Origin of the sequence: Streptomyces argenteolus (assembly GCF_042902585.1) — a bacterium.
GTDB lineage: Bacteria > Actinomycetota > Actinomycetes > Streptomycetales > Streptomycetaceae > Streptomyces > Streptomyces argenteolus.
Window position 1 is genome coordinate 304,772 of record NZ_JBIBEG010000008.1, and the last position, 21,360, is coordinate 326,131.

Below are 21,360 nucleotides of genomic sequence, written 5' to 3' on the forward strand. Positions count from 1 at the left end.
ACCTGCCCGTCAGCCGGGGCAGGTCCTTCCGCGGGGGCGTTCCCGGGGTGCCGGGACGCGGGATCACTCCTCGACGGTCAGCCCCTTGCGGAGCTTGACCAGCGTCCGGGAGAGCAGCCGGGACACGTGCATCTGCGAGATGCCGAGCTCCTCGCCGATCTCCGACTGCGTCATGTTGGCGACGAAGCGCAGGGAGAGAATCGTCCGGTCACGCGAGGGCAGCGAGGCGATGAGCGGCTTCAGGGACTCGACGTACTCGATGCCCTCCAGGCTGTGGTCCTCGTAACCGATGCGGTCGGCGAGGGCCCCGTCGGCGCCGTCGTCGTGGTCGTCGTGCTTGGCGTCCAGCGAGCTCGCGGTGTACGCGTTGCTCGCGGCCATGCCCTCGACGACCTCGTCCCTGCTGAGGCCGAGCCGCTCGGCGAGCTCCGCGACCGTGGGGGCGCGGTCCAGCTTCTGGGCCAGCTCGTCGCCCGCCTTGGCGAGGTCGAGCCGGAGCTCCTGGAGCCGGCGAGGCACGCGCACCGACCAGCTGGTGTCGCGGAAGAAGCGCTTGATCTCGCCGATGATGGTGGGCATCGCGAAGGTGGGGAACTCCACCCCGCGGCTGAGCTCGAAGCGGTCGATCGCCTTGATCAGGCCGATGGTGCCGACCTGGACGATGTCCTCCATGGGCTCGCTGCGCGAGCGGAACCGGGCGGCGGCGAACTTGACCAGAGCCAGGTTGAGTTCGACGAGCGTGTTGCGGACGTACGCGTGCTCGTGGGTGCCCTCCTCGAGGGTCTCGAGCCGCGCGAAGAGCGTCTTCGAGAGGGCTCTGGCGTCCAGCGCGCCCACTTCGGCGTAGTGGGGGATCTCGGGGAGACCGTCGAGCCCCTCGAACTCCTCGCCCGAGAAGTCGTCCTCCGGGGCCGGAGCGGTGGTGCGGGTGGTGCGGGTGCTGGTGCGCTGGCCGGGAACGGCGCTCGCGACAGCGGAGTCGGAATCGGTCGGTCCCTGAGGACATGCCGACGTCGCGATGTGGGTACGCGGTACGTCGAGCCGGGGTGACATGGTTCTCCTCCATCGTTCTCGGCATATGGCTGCCGATGCCCATACGTCTTCCTGCGGTGAAGCGGCGCCTCCGAAGCCGATCGGGTCCTGTGGTGATGTCCCTCTACCCTTACCCGGTTCCGACCGGCAGTCACAAGTGCCAAATACGCCTGTATGTCCGGTTTGTTGAGTTCTTCGACTACCGTGTGGCGAGGGAAACGCGTAATGTTTCAGGCACGTCGCGGGCAGCCACGATGACAACCGCGGGCATACGATGCCGCGGACAGTGATGGACGGCGAAGAGGGGCGGCATGGACCGCGGGACGGTCGGCAGTGCGAACCGGGGACGGCTACAGGTCGACGTCCGGACAGAAGGCGGCAGCGAGGTCGTGACGCCGGTGGGTGAGCTCGATCACCACACCGCCGATCTGCTGCGCGAGCCTCTGGAGAGCGCACTCGATCAGGGACGCACGCGTCTCGTGGTCGACTGCTCACGCCTCGAGTTCTGCGACTCCACCGGGCTCAACGTGCTGCTCGGCGCGCGCCTGAAGGCGGAGGCCGCCGGTGGAGGAGTTCACTTGGCCGGAATGCAGCCCGTGGTGGCTCGCGTCTTCGAGATCACGGGGGCGGAGGCGGTCTTCACCGTCCACTCCTCGCTCGAAGAGGCGCTCAGCAGCTGACGGGCGGCGTCCTCCATGCCTCTCCACCGCAGCGGGGTACCTCCCCTGTCGCAGGCGTCACGCTCACGGCGTAGGCGAAGTGGGTGTTGTCACCATTCAGCCGGGCAGGAGAGACCTCGTCGGGGTCGTGAAGCCCCACACTCTCTGTATCTGATCAGTATCTGTTCGATGGCAACACACGGTGAATCGGTGAGGTGAAGCGCTGATGAGCACCACCCGGCAACATCCGCCGGGCGGCCTCGGCCGCGAGCCCGACGGCACGGGCACCGCCTCTGTCGCGCCCACTGACCGGCAGTGGCGCACGCTCTCGTTGAGAGAGGCCACCGGCATCGTGCCCATGGCCCGCGACTTCGCCCGGCAGGCGCTCCACGACTGGGGCTGGCTTCCGGCCTCCGGCGCCGACCGGCGGGCCGCCGCCGAGGACGTTCTTCTGGTGGTCTCCGAGCTCGTCACGAACGCCTGCCTGCACGCGGGCGGTCCGGAGGAGCTGCGCATCGCCTACTCCCCGAAGATGCTTCGCGTCGAGGTCGCCGACGGCGGCGCGGGGCAGCCCGCGCCTCGCACCCCGCACCGCGCGGGGCGGCCCGGAGGGCACGGCATGTTCATCGTGCAGCGGCTCTGCCTGGACTGGGGCGTGACGCGCACCCCCGAGCAGCCGGGCAAGACCGTCTGGGCGGAGCTCGCGGCGCCCGCGTAGCTCCCGGCCGCCACCTCCCACCCGTACGCCACGACGACCTCGTACGACACGACTCAGGGCCCGCACCGATCGGTGCGGGCCCTGAGTCGTGCGGGCGGTGTCCGGGTCAGCGGACGTCGCCCATGAGCTCCTTGACCTTGCCGCGGTACATGAAGATCGCGGCACCGGCGACGACCGCGAGGGCCGCCTGGAGGGCCACCACCCCGGTGCCGTTGAGCTCGACCCCCGCGAGGGAGAGGAGGCCCGTGGTGCAGTCACCGGCGGTCACGGCCAGGAACCAGACACCCATCATCTGGCTGGCGTACTTGGCCGGGGCCATCTTCGTGGTGACCGAGAGGCCGACCGGGGACAGCGTCAGCTCGCCGACGGTCTGCACGAAGTAGATCGCGACCAGCCACATCGCGGCGGCCTTGTGGCCGTCACCCGCGATCGTCAGCGGCGCCAGGAAGAGGAAGAACGACGCGCCGACCAGCACCAGACCGGAGCTGAACTTCACGACCGTGCTCGGCTCCTTGCCCCGCCGGTTCAGCGCCATCCAGAAGGCGGCGAAGACCGGGGCCAGCGCCATGATCAGGACCGGGTTGACCGACTGGTACCAGGAGACGGGGAAGTCCCAGCCGAGGACCGAGTTCTCCGCGGAGGAGTCCGCGAAGATCGCCAGGGTCGAACCGCCCTGGTCGTAGATCATCCAGAAGATGGCGGCGGCCACGAAGAACCAGATGTAGCCGGACATCTTCTTCTGCTCGGTCTGGCTCAGCTCCTTGTCGCGCTTGATGCGCACCAGGACCATGACCGGGATGACCAGGCCGGCGATGGTGATCGGGACCAGCAGCCAGTTCAGCGTGTAGACGCCGGTGACGACCGTGCCGATGTAGAAGACGGCGGCGACGCCCAGCCAGATCATCGACTTGCGCAGCGTGGACGAGCGCTCGTCGGCGGAGAGCGGCTTCGGCACGACGAGGCTGCGCTCGTTCAGGTGACGGGTGCCGAGCAGGAACTGGGCGACACCGAGGCCCATGCCGAGCGCGGCCAGGGCGAAGCCCAGGTGCCAGTTCACGTTCTCGCCGACGGTGCCGATGATCAGCGGGGCGGCGAAGGCACCCATGTTGATGCCCATGTAGAAGATCGTGAAGCCACCGTCACGGCGCGGGTCGTCCGGGCCGTCGTAGAGGTGGCCGACCATCGTGGAGATGTTCGACTTCAGCAGGCCCGAACCGATGGCGACCAGGCCGAGTCCGGCGAAGAAGGTGCCCTCGGTGGGCAGGGCCAGCGTCAGGTGGCCGAGCATGATGACGCCGCCGGCGATGGCGACGGTCTTGCGGGGTCCCCAGACGCGGTCGCCGAACCAGCCGCCGGGCATGGCGAGCAGGTACACCAGCGACAGGTAGACGGAGTAGATCGCCGTGGCCGTGGCGGGGTTCATGTGAAGCCCGTTGGGAGCGATCAGGTAGAGCGGGAGAAGGGCGCGCATGCCGTAGTAGCTGAAGCGCTCCCACATCTCCGTCATGAAGAGTGTGGCCAGGCCGCGGGGGTGGCCGAAGAAGGTCTTCTCGGTGCCGGTGGAACTGGCCGAGTCCTTCGTCAGGCTGGACGCCATGGTCGATCCTTGCTGGTCGGGACGCGTCGCCTCGTGGCGTGCGCGCCCGGTGGGGGGTAGCCGGCACCGGTGCGTGGACGTCCCACCCCCGACGCCTCGAGGGGATTCGATCCGGCCACCGCTCCGTACGGAGTCTCGGGGGCGTCATCGCGGGACGGACCGCTCCGGGATCCACGCCCGTCGCGCGTCCTCGCGCTCCGGGCCCGGCCCACAGGTCATTCACTGGTCGGGGCCGGTGGAAACCGGCCCGTACACAAAAGCGACCCTTGGCGCGAAACGCTGCCCAAAGGTCCTTCGGTGGTGCAACAGGCGTCGAGCAACCATACGACACGACACACGCCGATATGGAAGGACTTGAGACATGGATCACAGGTTGCAGTGGAACCACGGTCGCATATTCAAAGGTGGATGACCGATTCGTGGCCCTGAGCCGCAGGGTCTGTCGAGCGCCTCACTCAGGCGGCCCAGCGCGGACTACCATCACTGCATGACCCGTGTACTGCTCGCCGAGGACGACGCATCCATCTCGGAGCCACTGGCCCGCGCCCTGCGTCGGGAGGGTTACGAGGTCGAGGTCCGCGAGGACGGCCCGACCGCGCTCGACGCCGGGCTCCAGGGCGGCATCGACCTCGTCGTGCTGGACCTGGGACTGCCCGGGATGGACGGCCTGGAGGTCGCCAGGCGGCTCCGGGCGGACGGCCACGCCGTGCCGATCCTGGTGCTGACCGCCCGGGCCGACGAGGTCGACACGGTGGTCGGCCTGGACGCGGGGGCCGACGACTACGTCACGAAGCCCTTCCGCCTCGCCGAGCTCCTCGCCCGGGTCCGCGCCCTGCTGCGCCGCGGTGCCACGGAGCCCGCTCCCCAGCCCGCCACCCACGGGGTCAGGATCGACGTCGAGTCCCACCGCGCCTGGATGGGCGACGAGGAACTCCAGCTCACCGCCAAGGAGTTCGACCTGCTGCGGGTGCTGGTCAGGGACGCCGGCCGAGTCGTCACCCGTGACCAGCTGATGCGCGAGGTCTGGGACACCACCTGGTGGTCCTCCACCAAGACCCTAGACATGCACATCTCCTGGCTCCGCAAGAAGCTCGGCGACGACGCGGCCAATCCGCGCTACATCGCCACCGTCCGGGGCGTCGGCTTCCGGTTCGAGAAGAGCTGACGTACAGAGACAGTCATGCGCCGTCGACTGATCAACTCCACGCTCGCCGTGGTGCTCGTCGTGATCGCCGTCTTCGGCGTGTCCCTCGTCATCGTCGAGACCCGCACCATCAGCAACAGCGCCCAGGAGAGCGTGGACTCCGAGGCATTCCGGCTGATCAGCGTCGTCGAGAGCCGGCTGCTCGGCGCCGAGCGGATCACTCCGCAGGTCCTGGCCGAGCAGGTCGACCCCAGCCGCTACGCCCGGGTCGAGATCCCCGGGCGACCGCCCATCGAGGTCGGTGACCGCCCCACGGACAGCGTCGTCCGCAGCACCGAGACGGGCGAGCAGGGCGAGAAGGTCACCGTCGAGGAGTCCCGCTCCGCGGTGACCCGCGAGGTCGGCAGGACCCTGCTCATCATCGGAGCCGTGGCACTGCTCGCCATCGTCTCCGCCGTCCTCCTCGCCGTACGCCAGGCCAACCGGCTGACCTCCCCGCTCACCGACCTCGCCGAGACGGCCGAGCGCCTCGGCTCGGGCGACCCGCGGCCCCGGCACAAGCGGTACGGGGTGGCCGAGCTGGACCGGGTCGCCGACGTCCTGGACTCCTCCGCCGAGCGCATCGCCCGGATGCTGACCGCGGAACGGCGCCTCGCCGCGGACGCCTCGCACCAGCTCCGTACGCCGCTGACCGCGCTCTCCATGCGGATCGAGGAGATCTCCGTCACCGACGACCCGGACACGGTGAAGGAGGAGGCCAACATCGCGCTCACCCAGGTCGAGCGGCTCACGGACGTGGTGCAGCGGCTGCTGACGAACTCCCGTGACCCGCGCACCGGGTCCGCCGTCGTCTTCGACCTCGACGAGGTCGTCAAGCAGCAGATCGAGGAGTGGCGTCCGGCCTACCGCAGCGCGGGCCGTGCCGTCGTCTGTTCGGGCAAGCACGGGCTGGAGGCCGTCGGCACCCCGGGCGCCGTCGCGCAGGTGCTCGCCGCGCTGATCGAGAACTCACTGATGCACGGCGGCGGCACGGTGGCCCTGCGCACCCGCGTGACCGGCAACCAGGTGGTCGTCGAGGTCACGGACGAGGGTCCCGGTGTCCCCGCCGACCTGGGGGCGCGGATCTTCGAGCGGACCATCAGCGGCCGCAACTCCACCGGCATCGGCCTCGCCGTGGCCCGCGACCTCGCCGAGGCCGACGGGGGCCGGCTCGAACTGCTCCAGCAGCAGCCCCCGGTCTTCGCCCTCTTCCTCAGCCGGGTCGCCCCGAGCCGCAAGGACTCCGCCCGCCCGGTGCGCTGAGCGCCGTGAGCCCGGCCACCGGGCCCGGCAGGCCCGCGCCGACGCCGTACGCCCGTGGGGCGAGGAGGCCGGAGGGCGTGGACGTCAGTGGGGCACGGGGCCGGGAGTCACCTCGTCGGCGGGCCGCCGCTGCTCCAGAAATCGTTCCGCGTCGAGCACGGCCTCCTTGGCGGGGAGCGCCCGGAACACCCAGGTGCGGTAGGACCAGAAGCGGAACAGGGTGGCGATCCCGATGCCGAGGACCTTGAAGATGTTGCTCTGGACCGGGCTGTCCCATCCGAAGCCGTACGTCGCCAGATAGAGGACACCCGTCTCGATCACCGCTCCGACGGCGCTGAACAGCAGGAACAGCATCAGCTCCCGGGTCCGGCCGGTCTTGTCGCGGTCCCGGTAGGTCCAGTAGCGGAAGCCCACGTAGTTGAAGAGGATGGCGACGACCGTCCCCATCAGCCCGGCCCGCACCACCGGAATATCCGTGGTCCGCCAGATCAGGTTGGAGACGACGATGTTGACGACCAGCCCGAGTGCGCCGACCGCGCCGAACTTGGCGACCTCCCGGGCCAGCAGATCAAGCCGGGTCCGCAGTGCGCCCCGTTCGCTCATGGTGATCGCTCAGCCCCGTCCGGTCGGTTTCGTCAACCCGGCCATGCTAACCAGCCCTCCCGTGTGATGCCTGTGAGCCGGCGGGCCCGTATGACGAGGGCGCCCGCGCTCCGGGGCGGCCGGCCCGGCCGGAGAGGGTGAGGGGAGCTCCCGGCCGCCCGATACCCTGGACTGGTGACGTTCCCTGTAGTCGGCATGGTCGGTGGCGGTCAGCTCGCCCGTATGACCCACGAGGCGGGCATCCCCCTCGGCCTGAAATTCAAGCTCCTCAGTGACACTCCCCAGGACTCGGCCGCCCAGGTGGTCGGTGAGGTCGTCGTCGGCGACTACCGCGACCTGGAGACGCTGCGCGCCTTCGCGCGCGGCTGCGACGTGATCACCTTCGACCACGAGCACGTGCCGACCGAGCACCTGCGGGCTCTGGAGGCGGACGGCATTCCCGTGCGCCCCGGCCCCGATGCTCTCGTGCACGCCCAGGACAAGGGGGTGATGCGCGCCAAGCTCATGGAGATCGGCGCGCCCTGCCCCCGCCACCGCATCGTCGCTGACCCGGCGGACGCCGCGGCCTTCGCCGAGGAGGTGGGCGGCTTCCCCGTCATCCTCAAGACGGTCCGCGGAGGCTATGACGGCAAGGGCGTGTGGGTGGTCCGCTCCGAGGAGGACGCCGCCGAGCCTTTCCGGGCCGGTGTCGCCGTCCTCGCCGAGGAGAAGGTCGACTTCACGCGGGAGCTGGCGGCCAACATCGTCCGGTCGCCGCACGGCCAGGCGGTGGCCTACCCGGTCGTCGAGTCCATCCAGGTCGGCGGGGTCTGCGACACCGTCATCGCCCCGGCACCCGACCTGGACGAGCGCCTCGCCGGCGAGGCCCAGCAGCTCGCCCTGCGGATAGCCGACGAGCTGGGCGTGGTGGGTCACCTCGCGGTCGAGCTCTTCGAGACGCGCGGCCCCGACGGGCGGCCCGGCATCCTCGTGAACGAGCTGGCGATGCGCCCGCACAACTCCGGGCACTGGACCCAGGACGGCGCGGTCACCTCCCAGTTCGCCAACCACGTGCGGGCCGTCCTGGACCTCCCGCTCGGCGACCCGCGCCCCCGTGCCCCCTGGACGGTCATGTGCAACGTCCTCGGCGGTGACTACCCGGACATGTACCAGGCGTATCTGCACTGCATGGCCCGCGACCCGCAGCTCAAGATCCACATGTACGGCAAGGACGTGAAGCCCGGCCGCAAGGTCGGTCACGTCAACACCTACGGCGACGATCTGGCGGACGTGCGGGAGCGCGCCCGGCACGCGGCCGACTACCTGCGAGGAACGATCACCGAATGACCGCACAAGGTTCCGCCCCCGTCGTCGGCATCGTGATGGGCTCGGACTCCGACTGGCCCGTGATGGAAGCGGCGGCCAAGGCCCTCGACGAGTTCGAGATCCCCTACGAGGTCGACGTCGTCTCCGCGCACCGCATGCCCCGCGAGATGATCGCGTACGGCGAGGGGGCCGCGGACCGCGGTCTCAAGGCCGTCATCGCGGGCGCGGGGGGAGCCGCACACCTCCCGGGGATGCTGGCCTCGGTCACCCCGCTGCCCGTGATCGGCGTACCGGTTCCGCTGAAGTACCTCGACGGCATGGACAGCCTGCTGTCCATCGTCCAGATGCCGGCCGGGGTGCCCGTCGCCACCGTCTCGGTCGGCGGCGCCCGTAACGCGGGTCTGCTCGCCGCCCGCATCCTCGCCGCCCACGACAGCGCGCTGCTGGAGCGGATGAAGGACTTCCAGCAGGAGCTCAACGACCAGGCCACGGAGAAGGGCAAGCGGCTGCGCGCCAAGACCCAGGGCGCGGACTCCTTCGGCTTCGGGAAGTAGGCCCCCGGTGAGCGACAACCTGGACCGCGCCCGGCTGCTCCTCTCCGGCCACCCCGTCGTCGACGGTCACAACGACCTCCCCTGGGCCCTGCGCGAGCAGGTCGGTTACGACCTGGACGCGCGTGACATCGCCCGGGACCAGAGCGGTTCCCTGCACACCGACATCCCGCGTCTGCGGGCCGGCGGCGTGGGCGCGCAGTTCTGGTCGGTCTACGTCGCGCCGCATCTGGCCGGTGACGACGCGGTGAGCGCCACGCTGGAGCAGATCGACGTCGTCGCGGAGATGCTGGCCCGCTATCCCGAGGACCTGCGGCGCGCGCTGACGGCGGACGACATGGAGAAGGCCCGCGCCGAGGGCCGTATCGCCTCCCTGATGGGGGCCGAGGGCGGCCACTCCATCAACAACTCGCTGGGCACCCTGCGCGCCCTGCACACCCTCGGCGTCCGCTACATGACGCTCACCCACAACGACAACACCGACTGGGCGGACTCGGCGACCGACTCCCCCCGCGTCGGTGGCCTCTCGGAGTTCGGCCGTGAGGTCGTGCGCGAGATGAACCGCATCGGCATGCTGGTCGACCTCTCCCACGTGGCGGCCACCACGATGCGCGACGCGCTCGCCACCTCCGTGGCGCCGGTGATCTTCTCGCACTCCTCCGCCCGGGCGGTCTGCGACCACCCGCGCAACATCCCCGACGACGTGCTGCGGATGCTCGCGGCCAACGGGGGCGTCGCCATGGCGACGTTCGTGCCCAAGTTCGTCCTGCCGGCCGCCGTCGAGTGGACGCTCGCCGCGGACCGCAACATGCGGGAGCACGGGCTGCACCACCTGGACACCACTCCGGCCGCCATGCGGATCCACGCGGACTTCGAGGCGCTCAACCCGCGCCCGATGGCCACCGTGGCCACGATCGCCGACCACCTCGACCACATGCGCGAGATCGCCGGGATCGATCACATCGGTATCGGCGGTGACTACGACGGCACGGCGTTCCTCCCGCTGGAGCTGGAGGACGTCTCCGGATACCCGTACCTGATCGCCGAGCTCCTGACACGAGGCTGGTCGGATGCCGACGTGGCCAAGCTGACGTGGCAGAACGCGGTCCGGGTCCTGCGCGAGGCGGAAGCCGTGGCCCGCGACCTGAGCGCGCGCGTCGGCCCGTCCCACGCGACGATCGAGGAGCTGGACGGCCCGCTGGGCTGAGAAACGGGCGGGAGGACAGGGCGGGCGCCGACGGCGCCCGCCCTGTCGCCGTCGCGCGTCCACGCATCGTGGTGCCCGACGCGTCGGGCGACAGCACCTTCGAACCGAGGTCCGTGGCGCCGACCGTGGCCAGGAGAGCCGCGCTTCACCGGGGACGGGATGCCGTGCCCTTCGCCGAAGGCACGCTCAGGGTCCCGGCCGCTGCCGTTTCCCCGCCGTGAACGACGCGCTCGCCGAGCGGATCGCGGCCGGTGCGCGCACCGGCCGGGTCGCGCTGAACGAGGGAGGGGGTGGGCCGGGGCCGGTCCACCCCCTCCCTCCGGCGTCAGGCCTTCGGGCGGCCCATCGCGCGGTAGGTCCACCCGGCTTCACGCCACACCAGCGGGTCCAGGGCGTTGCGCCCGTCCAGGATGATCCGCTCGCCCACGACCTCGCCGAGCGCGACCACGTCCAGCTCGCGGAACTCACGCCATTCCGTCAGGTGCAGCACCACGTCCGCCCCGCGCACGGCGTCCAGCGCAGTGTCCGCGTAGCCGAGGGTCGGGAAGAGGCGGCGGGCGTTGTCCATGCCCTTCGGGTCGAAGACGGTGACCTGGCCGCCCTGGAGGTGTATCTGCCCGGCCACGTTCAGGGCCGGTGAGTCGCGTACGTCGTCCGAGTCCGGCTTGAACGTGGCGCCCAGCACCGCCACGCGCTTGCCCAGGAAGGAGGCGCCGCCGACGGCCTCGCGGGCCAGCTCCACCATGTGACCGCGCCGCCGCATGTTGATCGAGTCGACCTCGCGCAGGAAGGTCAGCGCCTGGTCCGCGCCCAGCTCGCCGGCCCGCGCCATGAACGCCCTGATGTCCTTCGGCAGGCACCCGCCGCCGAAGCCGACACCGGCGCGCAGGAACTTCTTGCCGATCCGCTCGTCGTGGCCCAGCGCCTCCGCCAGCTTCACCACGTCACCGTCGGCCGCCTCGCATACCTCCGCCATGGCGTTGATGAACGAGATCTTGGTGGCGAGGAAGGAGTTGGCCGAGGTCTTCACCAGCTCGGCCGTCGGGAAGTCCGTCACCACGAACGGCGACCCCTCGCCGATCGGGCCCGCGTACACCTCGCGCAGCAGCTTCTCGGCGCGCTCGCTGCGCACGCCGGCCACGAGCCGGTCGGGGTGCAGGGTGTCGTTCACCGCGAAACCCTCGCGCAGGAACTCAGGGTTCCAGGCCAGCTCCGCGTCCGCGCCCACCGGGGCCAGCTCCGCCAGCCGGTCCGCGAGGCGCGCGGCCGAGCCCACCGGCACGGTGGACTTGCCGACCACCAGCGTGGGGCGCGTCAGCTGCGGGGCCAGCGACTCGAAGGCGCTGTCCACGTAGCTCATGTCGCAGGCGTACTCGCCGTGCTTCTGGGGGGTGTTCACGCAGACGAAGTGCACATCGCCGAAGGCGCCGACCTCCTCCCAGGAGGTGGTGAACCGCAGGCGCCCCGTGGACCCCTCGATGCCGGCGACGTGCTTGCGCAGGAGCTCCTCGAGCCCCGGCTCGTACATGGGCACCCGGCCCGCCGAGAGCATCTCGACCTTCTCGGGCACGATGTCCAGCCCGAGGACCTCGAAGCCCAGCTCCGCCATGGCCGCTGCATGGGTGGCGCCGAGGTAGCCGGTGCCGATCACGGTGATCTTGAGGGCCATAGGTGCTCCTGAACGAGGCGGACGACGTGCGGAGCCGAGCATATCCGGGCACCCGGACTCCGGATTTCCGGCCGTCCCGCACCCGTCCCAGGGGCCGCCCACCAGCCTTTCCGCGGCCCGTGCGGCTGTGGTCCGCCCGCTGTCGGCAAGGTCACGTGCCCCGCCCGTATGCCTTCCTGAGCCCGGCCCACTAAAATTGGGTTACTTAACGGTAGTTAGCATCCTTGGGGAGTGAACGTCTTGGCGGGTTCGACCGATTTCGACCTGTACCGTCCGGCCGAGGAGCACGACATGCTCCGCGAGACGATCCGTTCGCTCGCCGAGGCGAAGATCGCCCCGTTCGCCGCCGCGGTCGACGAGGAGGCGCGCTTCCCGCAGGAGGCGCTCGACGCCCTGGTCGCCTCGGACCTGCACGCGGTCCACGTCCCGGAGGAGTACGGCGGCGCGGGCGCCGACGCGCTCGCCACCGTGATCGTGATCGAGGAGGTGGCCCGCGTCTGCGCCTCCTCCTCTCTGATCCCGGCCGTCAACAAGCTGGGCTCGCTGCCGGTGATCCTCTCCGGTTCCGAGGCCCTCAAGAAGAAGTACCTGGGCCCGCTCGCCAAGGGTGACGCGATGTTCTCGTACGCCCTCTCCGAGCCGGACGCCGGCTCGGACGCGGCGGGCATGAAGACCAAGGCCGTCCGCGACGGTGACTTCTGGGTCCTCAACGGCGTGAAGCGCTGGATCACCAACGCGGGTGTGTCCGAGTACTACACGGTCATGGCCGTGACCGACCCGGAGAAGCGCTCCAAGGGCATCTCGGCGTTCGTCGTCGAGAAGTCCGACGAGGGCGTCTCCTTCGGCGCCCCGGAGAAGAAGCTCGGCATCAAGGGCTCCCCCACGCGCGAGATCTACTTCGACAACGTCCGCATCCCCGCCGACCGCATGATCGGTGAGGAGGGCACGGGCTTCGCCACGGCGATGAAGACCCTGGACCACACCCGCATCACGATCGCGGCCCAGGCCCTCGGCATCGCCCAGGGCGCCCTGGACTACGCCAAGGGGTACGTCCAGGAGCGCAAGCAGTTCGGCAAGCCGATCGGCGACTTCCAGGGCGTCCAGTTCATGCTCGCCGACATGGCCATGAAGCTGGAGGCGGCCCGCCAGCTCACCTACGCGGCGGCGGCCAGGTCCGAGCGCCTCGACGGCGACCTGACCTTCTTCGGCGCCGCGGCGAAGTGCTTCGCCTCCGACGTCGCGATGGAGGTCACCACGGACGCGGTCCAGCTGCTCGGCGGCTACGGCTACACCCGTGACTACCCGGTCGAGCGCATGATGCGCGACGCCAAGATCACTCAGATCTACGAGGGCACGAACCAGGTCCAGCGCATCGTCATGGCGCGCAACCTGCCGTAGTCCTCCGCGCACGCCGGACGACCTCCGCGCACGCCGGACGAAGAGGGCCCCTGCCCCGCGGGGGCCCTCTTCGTCGCGCCCGCCCGGCAGGCAGGCGCCGCGCCTCCGGCGGCCGTGGGGCCCCGGCCGGGGCCGTCCGTGGATGGCGTGCGGGGCAACGGGAGATGACCGGCCCGGGCGCTCCGGTGGAGCCCGCCGGAAGTGTCGGCCCAGGGGCCCCGGCGCCCTTCTCACCGCGCGCGGGTCCGCACACTCGGGCAGTGATCACCTCCCCTGGCGCGGCTGCGCGCCCTCGTCCTCGCGGGCATGTGGACGCTGACCGACGACACCGCCACCCAGGCCCCCGGCATCCAGCACGTGTACGGCGACCTCGCGGCGCCGGAGGTGAGCATCGAGCCCGCGACCCCCACCGACCACGACGCGGTTCTCGTACGCGCCCGTCTGCGGCGCTGAACCCGGCCGCCGCGCCACCACGGCGGAAGGGCGGGCCGGGGAGATCATCCCCGGCCCGCCCTCGCGTCGTCGGCCGTCTCCGGCGGCGCCGTCAGCTGCCCTTGACGGTGACCTTCTCGTCGTTCTTCAGTTGCTCCACGAGCTGCTTCACCTTGTCCTTGTCCCAGACGAGGTTGCCGTTCACGCTCTGGCCCGAGAGCGGGATGTTCATCGACGTACCCTCGCCGCCGGTGACGCCCTTCATCGCGAAGAACATGTTGCCGAGCGACCAGAGCGACATGTCCTTGTCCACGATCAGGGTGTCCAGGCCCGCGCCCATCGTCGGGTAGAGCTTGAAGGGGTTGAGGATCGTCGACGGGGTCGCCGTCTGGGAGGCCAGGGCCGCGAGGAACTTCTGCTGGTTCTTCGTACGGTCCAGGTCGCTGCCCGCGAAGGCGTAGCGGGTGCGGACGAAGGCGAGGGACTGCTCGCCGTTGAGCGTCTGCTTGCCGGCCTGGAAGTCGGCGCCGGACTTCTTGTCCTTGAAGGCCTTGGGGATGTCCAGCTCGACGCCGCCGATGGCGTCCACGATCTTGGCGAAGCCGCCGAAGCCGATCTCGACGTAGTGGTCGATGCGCAGCCCGGTGTTGAACTCCACCGTGCGCACGAGCAGTTCGGGGCCGTCCTCGGCGTACGCGGCGTTCAGCTTCACCTGGCGGCCGGTGCCCTGGAACATCTTGCCGGACTCGGACCCCTTGAAGGACGGGATCTCGACGTTCGAGTCGCGGGGGAGGGAGATCAGCGTCGGGCCGTTGGAGCCGTCGTGCAGGATCATCATCGAGTCGGTGCGCTTGCCCTCGGCGGAGCCGGTGTGCAGCTTCTTCTTGTCCTCGGACGTCATCCCCTCGCGGCTGTCGGAGCCGACGATGAGGTAGTTCGTGCCGTCGCCCTCGGAGGGGCGCTCGATGACCTTGGAGAGGTCCACCTCACGCTTGAGCTTTCCGTCGGCCCAGAAGTACGTGCCGATGGAGACGGCGAGCACCACGACGACCAGCGTGAGGGCGCCCACCTTGAGCCGCCGGCCCCAGTTCGGGGCGGGGCGGGGCTGGACGTATCCGCTGTCGCCGCCACGGCCACCGCCGTGACCGCCACTGCCGTGGCCGCCGCGCTGTCCGCCGCCGTAGACCTGGCCCGTGTTCCAGCCGCTGTCGTAACCGGCTCCGGCTCCGTCGTCGTATCCCTGCCCCTGCTGCGGGGGGATGCGAGGCGGGGCCTGCGGCGGCGTGGGGCGGCGCCGGACGTGCGGCATGGCGCGGGCGCTCTCGGGCTGGGGGCTGTCGCTGCCCCGCCCGTAGCGCTCGCCTGGTCCGCCGTTCCGCCCTTCGGGCCAATCGCTCATGCGGACCAGTGTGCCGTCTCGGCCTGTCGGTCTTACAGGGTGTAGGGGAGATCGGGTCAGGGCTGTTGCGAAGCTGATGCAAAGCAACCGGGGGCAAGCCCCCGCATAAGGTGGACGCCATGACAGATCAGCCCCAGCCGCCGGAGGGCGCAGTTCCGGTCAAGCCGACCTCGGCTTCCCGGACCACCCTCAGCCACATCATGACCAGCCACGACACCAACCTCCTGGGTACCGTGCACGGCGGCGTGATCATGAAACTCGTCGACGACGCGGCGGGCGCGGTCGCCGGCCGGCACTCCGGCGGCCCGGCGGTGACGGCCTCGATGGACGAGATGGTCTTCCTGGAGCCGGTCCGTGTGGGTGACCTCGTTCACGTCCGCGCGCAGGTGAACTGGACGGGCCGCTCCTCGATGGAGGTCGGCGTCCGCGTCATGGCCGAGCGGTGGAACGAGTCCACCCCCGCCCAGCAGGTGGGCAGCGCGTACCTGGTGTTCGCGGCGGTCGACGAGGAGGGCAAGCCGCGCCGCGTGCCGGAGGTCGTCCCGGAGACGGAGCGCGACAAGCGCCGCTACCAGGAGGCACAGATCCGCCGTACGCACCGCCTCGCCCGGCGCCGCGCGATCAAGGAGCTGCGCGAGCGGCGGGTGGCCGAGGGCATCGACGACTAGCGGCACCCGGGGCGGGCCGCGGCCCGGTACGGCCGTGGTGCGCCGGCGCGTGCTCCCCTCGGAGCGGCGCCGCCGGTCAGCGCGCCACGCGCAACCGCTCCAGCAGCGCGTCCTCGGCCCGCTCGGCCCCCGGCTCCTCCCAGAACGTCACGGGCACGCCCCGGATGTGGCGGCCCCGGGGATCGAGGAGATGCCCGGCGATCTTGAGCTGCCACAGGGCCACCGCCCGGTCCATGACGGCGAGCTCGGGAAAGCGGTCCGTGAGCCTGGCTTCGAACCCGCCTATGTCCTCGGCGGAGCGCAGCCACACCGTCAGCAGAAGGTTGTGCGGGCCGGTCAGGGAGGCGCAGAGCCGTGTCTCCCGCATCCGGATGAGCTGTGAGGCGATGCGGGCGGCCTCGCCCGCCGGAGCGACGCCCCAGAAGGTGACGGAGATCGGCCAGCCGGAGAGAGGGCGGGCCACCTCGCACCGGTAGATGAGCGCGTCCTGCCGGTGCATCCGGTCCAGTCTGCGGCGCACCGTGGTCGGGCTGACGCCGAGGCGCTCGGCCAGCCGGGCGGCGGGCTGCCGGAAGTCCTCGCTCAGCAGCAGGTAGAGCCGGGTGTCCAGCGCGTCCGGGGCGGCCAGCCCACGCCTCGGCGCGGCAGGCCCCCGGTCCTTCGCCAGTACGTCCTGGCTGTCGGGGGCCAGCCGGTCCAGCCGCCAGCGACTGCCCTCGGTGTGCACGGCGGTCGCGGTCTGGGAGCGGGTGGCCGACACCCCGGGCAGCCGGCCGAGGCGGAAACCGACGTAGCGGGCGAGCATCGCCAGGTCGGGGAAGGCCGCGGTCAGCAGCAGGTCCCGCGCGCCGGTGACGTGCTCGATGCTGATCAGATGCGGATCGTCGGCGATCTCCGCCGCCACCTCGTGGAGCGCGCCCGCCGCACAGTCCACCTCGATGAACGCGATGATCGGCGCCACGGGCCCGACCGCCACCGTGTAGCAGCTCAGCCAGGCGTTCCCGGCCTCGGTGAGCCGGTTCCAGCGGCGCGCGGCCGTGGACGCGTCCACCCCGAGCGCCTTGCCGATCTGGGCCCACTCCGCCCTGGGGGAGGTCTGGAGGGCGGTGATCAGCAGGTAGTCCAGCTCGTCGAGGAGCGCCGGCTGCCCGGTGCCCAGCAGGCCTTCGGAGGGCACGGCGGATTCATGCGTCGATGAGCTCATGAGGAGCGCTTTCCTGCGGACGATCATGGTCGGCGTGGTTCGCTCCGCACGATACGCCCATGTCCTTGCTCGACGAGGCCCGTGACCTCGCCCCCGACCTGACCGAACTGCGCCACGCGCTGCACCGTGAGCCGGAGATCGGCCTCGACCTGCCGCTGACCCAGGCGAAGATCCTCGCCGCGCTGGAGGGCCTCGGCCTGGAGATCCGGCTCGGTACCGCCCTGAGCTCCGTGACAGCCGTCCTGCGGGGCGGCCTGCCCGGACCCGCCGTGCTCCTGCGCGGTGACATGGACGCGCTCCCGGTCCAGGAGGACACCGGCGTTCCGTACGCCTCCGTCCTCGACGGCCGGATGCACGCCTGCGGGCACGACCTGCACGTCACCGGGCTCGTCGGCGCCGCCAGGCTGCTGGCCGCCCACCGCGCGGAACTGGCCGGGGACGTCGTGCTCATGTTCCAGCCCGGCGAGGAGGGGCAGGGCGGCGCGCAGATCATGATCGACGAGGGAGTCCTCGACGCCGCCGGGGAACGGGTCGTCGCCGCGTACGCCCTGCACGTGATCTCCCTCGGGGCCCCCACCGGTTTCGCCGCGACCCGGCCGGGACCCATGCTCGCCGCCTCGGACGCCGTGTCGGTCACGGTGCGCGGACGCGGCGGCCACGGGTCCTCCCCGCACACCGCCGCCGATCCGGTGCCCGCGCTGTGCGCCATGGTCACCGCCCTCCAGACCGCCGTCACCCGCGAGATCGACGTCTTCGACCCCGCCGTCGTCACCGTCGGCATGATCGAGGCGGGCACCGCGGCCAACGTCATCCCGGAGACCGCACGGTTCGCCGCCACCGTGCGGAGCTTCTCCGACGCCTCCCACGCGGCGGTTCGCGCCGCGTTCGAACGCACGGTGCACGGGGTGGCAGCCGCCCACGGGGTGACCGCGGAGATCGACTACGTCGAGCAGTACCCGCCGACCGTCAACGACGCGGACGAGGCGGCCTTCGCCCTGGAGACCGCACGCCAGGTCCTGGGCGAGGGGCACGTCTTCGAGGCGCCCAAGCCGATGGCGGGGGCCGAGGACTTCTCCTTCGTGCTGCGGAACGTGCCCGGAGCCTTTCTCGGCCTCGGCGCCTGCCCGCCCGGCACCGACCCGGCCCTGGCCCCGATGAACCACTCCCCACAGGCCGTCTACGACGACGGCGCCCTTCCGCACGCCGCCGCGCTCCTGGCCGGTCTGGCCCTGCGCCGGCTCGGTACGCCGCTCGCCGCGGAGTCCGCGGCCACACCCGCCCCCTCCCCCCAGGAGTGACCCGTGACCGCCACCGCCACCCCGCCACCGGCGAGCCCCGCCGAGCAGCCGCTGCCCGCATCCGTCACGGCCGTCGTCGGACTGCTGATCCTCTTCGAGGTCACCAGCGGGTTCCTCCAGGTCGGACTCGCGCCGCTGCTCCCCGATCTCGCCGGCCACCTCGGCATCGGTTCGGCCGCCCTGAACTGGGTCGTCTCCGTGCAACTGCTGGCCGCCGCCGTCTGCGTGCCGCTCTTCGGCCGACTCGGTGACCTGTACGGCCACCGCCGCATGCTGCGCGTCGCCCTGGCGGCGATCGCGGCGGGCACCCTGATCGTCGCACTGGCGCCCGACTACGCGACGCTGCTCGCCGGCCGCGTCCTCCAGGGGCCGATCGCCGCCCTGCTCCCCCTGGAGATCGCCCTCGTACGGGACCGGCTGCCCGTGGCCGAGGCCCGGCGGGCCATCGCGCGTCTGGTGGGCGCGCTGACCCTGGGCGCGATGGCCGGCGGGGTGGTGATGGGGCTGGTCGACTCCGCCTTCGGAAGTCTGCGGCTCACCCTTCTGGTGCCCGCCGCGCTCGCGGTGGTCTGCGTGCCCGTCTCGTTCGTGGCGGTGCCGGAGTCACGGACCAGGGCGGGAGGCCGGGTGGACTGGGCCGGGGTGGTGCTGCTCAGCGCCGGTATGGTCGCCCTCCTGGGAGGGATCTCCGGGGCGGAGGGCGGTTCCTGGGGCTCGGCGCGGGTGCTGGTGCCCGTCACGCTCGGGGTGGTGCTGCTGGCGGTGTGGGTGCGGGTGGAACTGCGCGGCTCCGAGCCCCTGGTGGACGTACGGGCGCTGGCCGCGCGGACCACGGCCCCCTTCTACTGCGCGGCGTTCCTGTTCGGGGTTTTCTACTTCGGGAGCCAGGCACCGAACTCCACGTTCTACGCGGCCGACCCGGAGGTGACCGGATACGGCTTCGGGCTGAGCGCGCTGTCCATCTCGCTCGTGCTGCTGCCGGGGGCCGTCGGCAGCGTCATCGGTTCGCTGGGGACGGCAGCCGTCGCCGGGCGGATCGGCTACCGGCGCACGCTGATGGTGGCGTTCGCGCTGGTGGCCCTGACCTTCCTGCAGTTCGCCCTCCTGCACGACGAGATCTGGCAGATGGCGGCCGGGTCGGCCTTCACCGGCCTGGGGATGGGGCTGGCCCTCGGCGCCATGCCGACGGTGATCGTCGAGGCCTCGGACCCGGCGAGGTCCGGTATCTCCGCCGCCCTCTACAACAACGTCAAGACGGTCGGCGGGGCCGTGGCGGGAGGGGTCTTCGCCTCCCTGCTCGGCGCCTTCGTGTCCTCCACCGGAGAGCCGGGGGAGGGAGGCTACGAAGCCCTCTGGCTGGTCGCCTCGGCTGCCGCCCTGACGGCCCTGGTGGCGACCGTCGTCGCCCGGCGCCAGGAGAGCTGAACCCGTACGCGGACGGCGGGAGGGGCGCCGGCGGCCGGCCGGACCGGGCCGCGAGCGGCGGGCCGGGGGCGGGCGCCCCGGCCCGCCGTGCTCACGGGCAGACCACCTGGTCCCCGGTGACCGTGCCGAACTCCCCGCGCCGGGTGTCCTCGGCCTTGACCCGCTGCACCTTCGTGAAGTCGGAGCCGGCGGTGACCTTCATCGTGCCGCCCTGCCCCTTCACCGCCAGCAGCTCACAGCCGGGCAGCGCCGCGGCCAGGGACTTCGCCGACCTGTCCCAGCGCGGGTCGTACCTGACCACCGTCCGGGTCAGATCGCTCGGCCCGCCGTTCAGCGGTGCGCGGGTGGTGTCGAAGCCGGTGGCGCGCAGGGCCGCGTCGACGTCCTGGCCGAGCCCGTCCTTCGGGGTCCCGTTGTAGACCTGGACCCGGATCTGCTGCGGAGCCACGTCGACGAGCTTCGCCTTGGGCTGCTCCGGCAGGTGTGAGGCGAGCGGCCGGTCCTCGCGCAGGGCCTGGAACAGCTTCTTCGACTTGCGCGCGTCCCACTTCACCGTGGAGCCGATGCCCTTGACCTGGTAGCCCTCCTCCTCCAGGGGCACGGAGGCGAACTCGGAGGAGGCCGGGGTGAACCCGCGCATGGCCTTGCCGAGCTCCAGCATCTGCTGCGTGCCGAAGCCCTTGTCGGCGCGTACGGATTCCAGCATGGTCGAGGTGACCTCCTGGAACTTCACCGGGTTCATCAGCACGCCGCTGCTGGTCGTCTGCTTGATCAGCGCGGCCATGAACTTCTGCTGGCGCTGCATCCGGCCCAGGTCGGCGGCTCCGTCCAGATGACGGGACCGCACGTACTGCAGGGACTGCCCGCCGTCCAGCTTGTGGGTGCCGGGGGCGAGGTCCAGGCCGGTGTACGTGTCCTTGAGCGGCTTCGCGGTGCAGATCTCCACCCCGCCGAGGGTGTCGACCGTCTTCATGAAGCTGGTGAAGTCGACCTCCAGATAGTGGTCGATCTTGATGCCCGTCATCTGCTCCACGGTCCGCACCGTGAGCTGGGGGCCGCCCTCGGCGTAGGCGGCGTTCAGCTTCACCGGATGCGGGGAGTGCTCCTTGCCGGTGGTGGCGTCGGTGTGGCCGGGGAGCTCGGCGTAGCTGTCGCGCGGCAGGCTGATGACGCTGGCCCGCTGCTTGTCGGCCGAGAGGTGGACGAGCATCAGGGTGTCGGTGCAGTGGCAGGGGGCGCCGCCCAGCTTGTACTTCTTCTTCTCCGCCGTGGTGATCCTGTCGCGGCCGTCGGTGCCGACGAGCAGGAGATTCATACCGTGGCCGCCCTGGGGCCGGTTCTTCATGTCCTTGAACGGGTCGACCCGGTCGATGCCGGTCTCCAGCCCGCTCACGACGGCATGGCCGATCCCGCCCGCGCCGAGCACCAGCACGGACAGCCCGGTGGCGACCCGCATGCCCCACCGGGGCTGCGCCTTCCGCCCGCCGGCCCGGTTCCGCCGCGCGGTGCGGCCTCCGGGCTGCCGGGCAGTCCTGCGCTGTGGGGGAGCGGTGCGGGGGTGCGGTGGACGGGGCGATCGGTGCGGCGTGGGCACGAGGGACACCTCCGCGGTGCGAGTGGGACTTTCGCACGGTAGGCCCATACGATCTGCAGACCGGGAGGAGACCCGGCGGGGCGCGCCGCTGTCCCCCGTTCGCGGTAACGTGGCGGCCGAATCACGCCGCCTCCTGGGGTGCGACAACCCCCGGA

Annotated in this window: 19 protein-coding genes; 12 read left to right on the forward strand and 7 right to left on the reverse strand. The window is 71.2% G+C overall.

All coding sequences use genetic code 11. From position 1 onward, the window contains the following. Positions 1–63: 63 nt before the first annotated feature. Positions 64–1,053 carry an RNA polymerase sigma factor SigF gene (locus ACFY8O_RS26880; RefSeq protein WP_387906578.1) on the reverse strand — a complete coding sequence of 330 codons (990 nt, stop codon included), beginning with the start codon at positions 1,051–1,053 and terminating at the stop codon, positions 64–66. A gap of 290 nt (positions 1,054–1,343) precedes the next feature. Here ACFY8O_RS26880 and ACFY8O_RS26885 point away from each other — a divergent pair, with 290 nt between their 5' ends. Together ACFY8O_RS26885 and ACFY8O_RS26890 are read left to right on the forward strand one after the other, a co-directional pair. After that, positions 1,344–1,712: an STAS domain-containing protein gene (locus tag ACFY8O_RS26885; protein WP_387906580.1), complete on the forward strand. Its 369-nt coding sequence runs from the start codon at positions 1,344–1,346 to the stop codon at positions 1,710–1,712. Between the two features lie 205 nt (positions 1,713–1,917). Continuing rightward, the gene (locus ACFY8O_RS26890; protein WP_387906583.1) at positions 1,918–2,409 is read left to right on the forward strand and encodes an ATP-binding protein; all 492 of its coding nucleotides are present in this window, start codon (positions 1,918–1,920) and stop codon (positions 2,407–2,409) included. A gap of 106 nt (positions 2,410–2,515) precedes the next feature. Here ACFY8O_RS26890 and ACFY8O_RS26895 read toward each other — a convergent pair whose 3' ends face one another. Further along, complete coding sequence (locus ACFY8O_RS26895) at positions 2,516–4,006, reverse strand: oligopeptide:H+ symporter (RefSeq protein WP_387906585.1); 1,491 nt, start codon at positions 4,004–4,006, stop codon at positions 2,516–2,518. 487 nt (positions 4,007–4,493) lie between these two features. On the opposite strand from ACFY8O_RS26895, the gene ACFY8O_RS26900 reads away from it, so the two are divergent. Next, positions 4,494–5,171, forward strand: coding sequence for a response regulator transcription factor (locus ACFY8O_RS26900; protein WP_099177243.1), 678 nt, complete (start codon positions 4,494–4,496; stop codon positions 5,169–5,171). Positions 5,172–5,186: 15 nt separating this feature from the next. Further along, the gene (locus ACFY8O_RS26905) at positions 5,187–6,452 is read left to right on the forward strand and encodes an ATP-binding protein (RefSeq protein WP_387906588.1); all 1,266 of its coding nucleotides are present in this window, start codon (positions 5,187–5,189) and stop codon (positions 6,450–6,452) included. Between the two features lie 84 nt (positions 6,453–6,536). Here ACFY8O_RS26905 and ACFY8O_RS26910 read toward each other — a convergent pair whose 3' ends face one another. Beyond that, entirely contained in the window at positions 6,537–7,055 is a 519-nt protein-coding gene (locus tag ACFY8O_RS26910) for a GtrA family protein (RefSeq protein WP_145808940.1), read from the reverse strand. A gap of 174 nt (positions 7,056–7,229) precedes the next feature. Between ACFY8O_RS26910 and ACFY8O_RS26915 the strand changes: the two genes are divergently transcribed. From ACFY8O_RS26915 to ACFY8O_RS26925, 3 genes are read left to right on the forward strand one after another with little or no spacing between them, the layout of a single operon-like run. Beyond that, positions 7,230–8,381, forward strand: a complete 1,152-nt coding sequence (locus ACFY8O_RS26915) for a 5-(carboxyamino)imidazole ribonucleotide synthase (protein WP_387906590.1) — start codon at positions 7,230–7,232, stop codon at positions 8,379–8,381. After that, complete coding sequence (gene purE / locus ACFY8O_RS26920; protein ID WP_145808937.1) at positions 8,378–8,914, forward strand: 5-(carboxyamino)imidazole ribonucleotide mutase; 537 nt, start codon at positions 8,378–8,380, stop codon at positions 8,912–8,914. The genes ACFY8O_RS26915 and purE overlap by 4 nt, the downstream gene beginning before the upstream one ends. Positions 8,915–8,921: 7 nt before the next feature. Further along, on the forward strand, positions 8,922–10,118 hold the full coding sequence (locus tag ACFY8O_RS26925) for a dipeptidase (protein ID WP_387906593.1): 1,197 nt from the start codon (positions 8,922–8,924) through the stop codon (positions 10,116–10,118). Between the two features lie 325 nt (positions 10,119–10,443). Here the strand turns inward: ACFY8O_RS26925 and ACFY8O_RS26930 are convergent, their stop codons facing one another. Further along, the gene (locus ACFY8O_RS26930) at positions 10,444–11,787 is read right to left on the reverse strand and encodes a UDP-glucose dehydrogenase family protein (RefSeq protein ID WP_387906596.1); all 1,344 of its coding nucleotides are present in this window, start codon (positions 11,785–11,787) and stop codon (positions 10,444–10,446) included. A 240-nt stretch (positions 11,788–12,027) separates the two neighbouring features. Between ACFY8O_RS26930 and ACFY8O_RS26935 the strand changes: the two genes are divergently transcribed. Together ACFY8O_RS26935 and ACFY8O_RS26940 are read left to right on the forward strand one after the other, a co-directional pair. Next, positions 12,028–13,185 (forward strand): acyl-CoA dehydrogenase, encoded by a 1,158-nt coding sequence (locus ACFY8O_RS26935; RefSeq protein ID WP_145809368.1) that lies wholly within the window; start codon positions 12,028–12,030, stop codon positions 13,183–13,185. Between the two features lie 306 nt (positions 13,186–13,491). Next, positions 13,492–13,638: a hypothetical protein gene (locus ACFY8O_RS26940; protein ID WP_387906598.1), complete on the forward strand. Its 147-nt coding sequence runs from the start codon at positions 13,492–13,494 to the stop codon at positions 13,636–13,638. Between the two features lie 91 nt (positions 13,639–13,729). Here the strand turns inward: ACFY8O_RS26940 and ACFY8O_RS26945 are convergent, their stop codons facing one another. Beyond that, on the reverse strand, positions 13,730–15,016 hold the full coding sequence (locus tag ACFY8O_RS26945; RefSeq protein WP_387906601.1) for an LCP family protein: 1,287 nt from the start codon (positions 15,014–15,016) through the stop codon (positions 13,730–13,732). Positions 15,017–15,135: 119 nt separating this feature from the next. Here ACFY8O_RS26945 and ACFY8O_RS26950 point away from each other — a divergent pair, with 119 nt between their 5' ends. After that, positions 15,136–15,684: an acyl-CoA thioesterase gene (locus tag ACFY8O_RS26950; protein WP_145808927.1), complete on the forward strand. Its 549-nt coding sequence runs from the start codon at positions 15,136–15,138 to the stop codon at positions 15,682–15,684. A 76-nt stretch (positions 15,685–15,760) separates the two neighbouring features. Here ACFY8O_RS26950 and ACFY8O_RS26955 read toward each other — a convergent pair whose 3' ends face one another. Continuing rightward, positions 15,761–16,888: an Lrp/AsnC family transcriptional regulator gene (locus tag ACFY8O_RS26955; RefSeq protein ID WP_387906603.1), complete on the reverse strand. Its 1,128-nt coding sequence runs from the start codon at positions 16,886–16,888 to the stop codon at positions 15,761–15,763. Positions 16,889–16,947: 59 nt separating this feature from the next. Between ACFY8O_RS26955 and ACFY8O_RS26960 the strand changes: the two genes are divergently transcribed. Then, positions 16,948–18,186, forward strand: coding sequence for a M20 metallopeptidase family protein (locus ACFY8O_RS26960; protein WP_387906606.1), 1,239 nt, complete (start codon positions 16,948–16,950; stop codon positions 18,184–18,186). A gap of 3 nt (positions 18,187–18,189) precedes the next feature. Continuing rightward, the gene (locus ACFY8O_RS26965; RefSeq protein ID WP_387906608.1) at positions 18,190–19,611 is read left to right on the forward strand and encodes an MFS transporter; all 1,422 of its coding nucleotides are present in this window, start codon (positions 18,190–18,192) and stop codon (positions 19,609–19,611) included. 91 nt (positions 19,612–19,702) lie between these two features. Here the strand turns inward: ACFY8O_RS26965 and ACFY8O_RS26970 are convergent, their stop codons facing one another. Then, entirely contained in the window at positions 19,703–21,253 is a 1,551-nt protein-coding gene (locus ACFY8O_RS26970) for an LCP family protein (RefSeq protein WP_449341830.1), read from the reverse strand. Positions 21,254–21,360: the final 107 nt, after the last annotated feature.

Bases quoted from the DNA above. Each gene is read 5' to 3' on its own strand.
- ACFY8O_RS26880 (WP_387906578.1), bottom strand. From the start codon at position 1,053: ATGTCACCCCGGCTCGACGTACCGCGTACCCACATCGCGACGTCGGCA.
- ACFY8O_RS26885 (WP_387906580.1), top strand. From the start codon at position 1,344: ATGGACCGCGGGACGGTCGGCAGTGCGAACCGGGGACGGCTACAGGTC.
- ACFY8O_RS26890 (WP_387906583.1), top strand. From the start codon at position 1,918: ATGAGCACCACCCGGCAACATCCGCCGGGCGGCCTCGGCCGCGAGCCC.
- ACFY8O_RS26895 (WP_387906585.1), bottom strand. From the start codon at position 4,006: ATGGCGTCCAGCCTGACGAAGGACTCGGCCAGTTCCACCGGCACCGAG.
- ACFY8O_RS26900 (WP_099177243.1), top strand. From the start codon at position 4,494: ATGACCCGTGTACTGCTCGCCGAGGACGACGCATCCATCTCGGAGCCA.
- ACFY8O_RS26905 (WP_387906588.1), top strand. From the start codon at position 5,187: ATGCGCCGTCGACTGATCAACTCCACGCTCGCCGTGGTGCTCGTCGTG.
- ACFY8O_RS26910 (WP_145808940.1), bottom strand. From the start codon at position 7,055: ATGAGCGAACGGGGCGCACTGCGGACCCGGCTTGATCTGCTGGCCCGG.
- purE (WP_145808937.1), top strand. From the start codon at position 8,378: ATGACCGCACAAGGTTCCGCCCCCGTCGTCGGCATCGTGATGGGCTCG.
- ACFY8O_RS26930 (WP_387906596.1), bottom strand. From the start codon at position 11,787: ATGGCCCTCAAGATCACCGTGATCGGCACCGGCTACCTCGGCGCCACC.
- ACFY8O_RS26940 (WP_387906598.1), top strand. From the start codon at position 13,492: ATGTGGACGCTGACCGACGACACCGCCACCCAGGCCCCCGGCATCCAG.
- ACFY8O_RS26945 (WP_387906601.1), bottom strand. From the start codon at position 15,016: ATGAGCGATTGGCCCGAAGGGCGGAACGGCGGACCAGGCGAGCGCTAC.
- ACFY8O_RS26950 (WP_145808927.1), top strand. From the start codon at position 15,136: ATGACAGATCAGCCCCAGCCGCCGGAGGGCGCAGTTCCGGTCAAGCCG.
- ACFY8O_RS26955 (WP_387906603.1), bottom strand. From the start codon at position 16,888: ATGAGCTCATCGACGCATGAATCCGCCGTGCCCTCCGAAGGCCTGCTG.
- ACFY8O_RS26960 (WP_387906606.1), top strand. From the start codon at position 16,948: ATGTCCTTGCTCGACGAGGCCCGTGACCTCGCCCCCGACCTGACCGAA.
- ACFY8O_RS26970 (WP_449341830.1), bottom strand. From the start codon at position 21,253: ATGGGCCTACCGTGCGAAAGTCCCACTCGCACCGCGGAGGTGTCCCTC.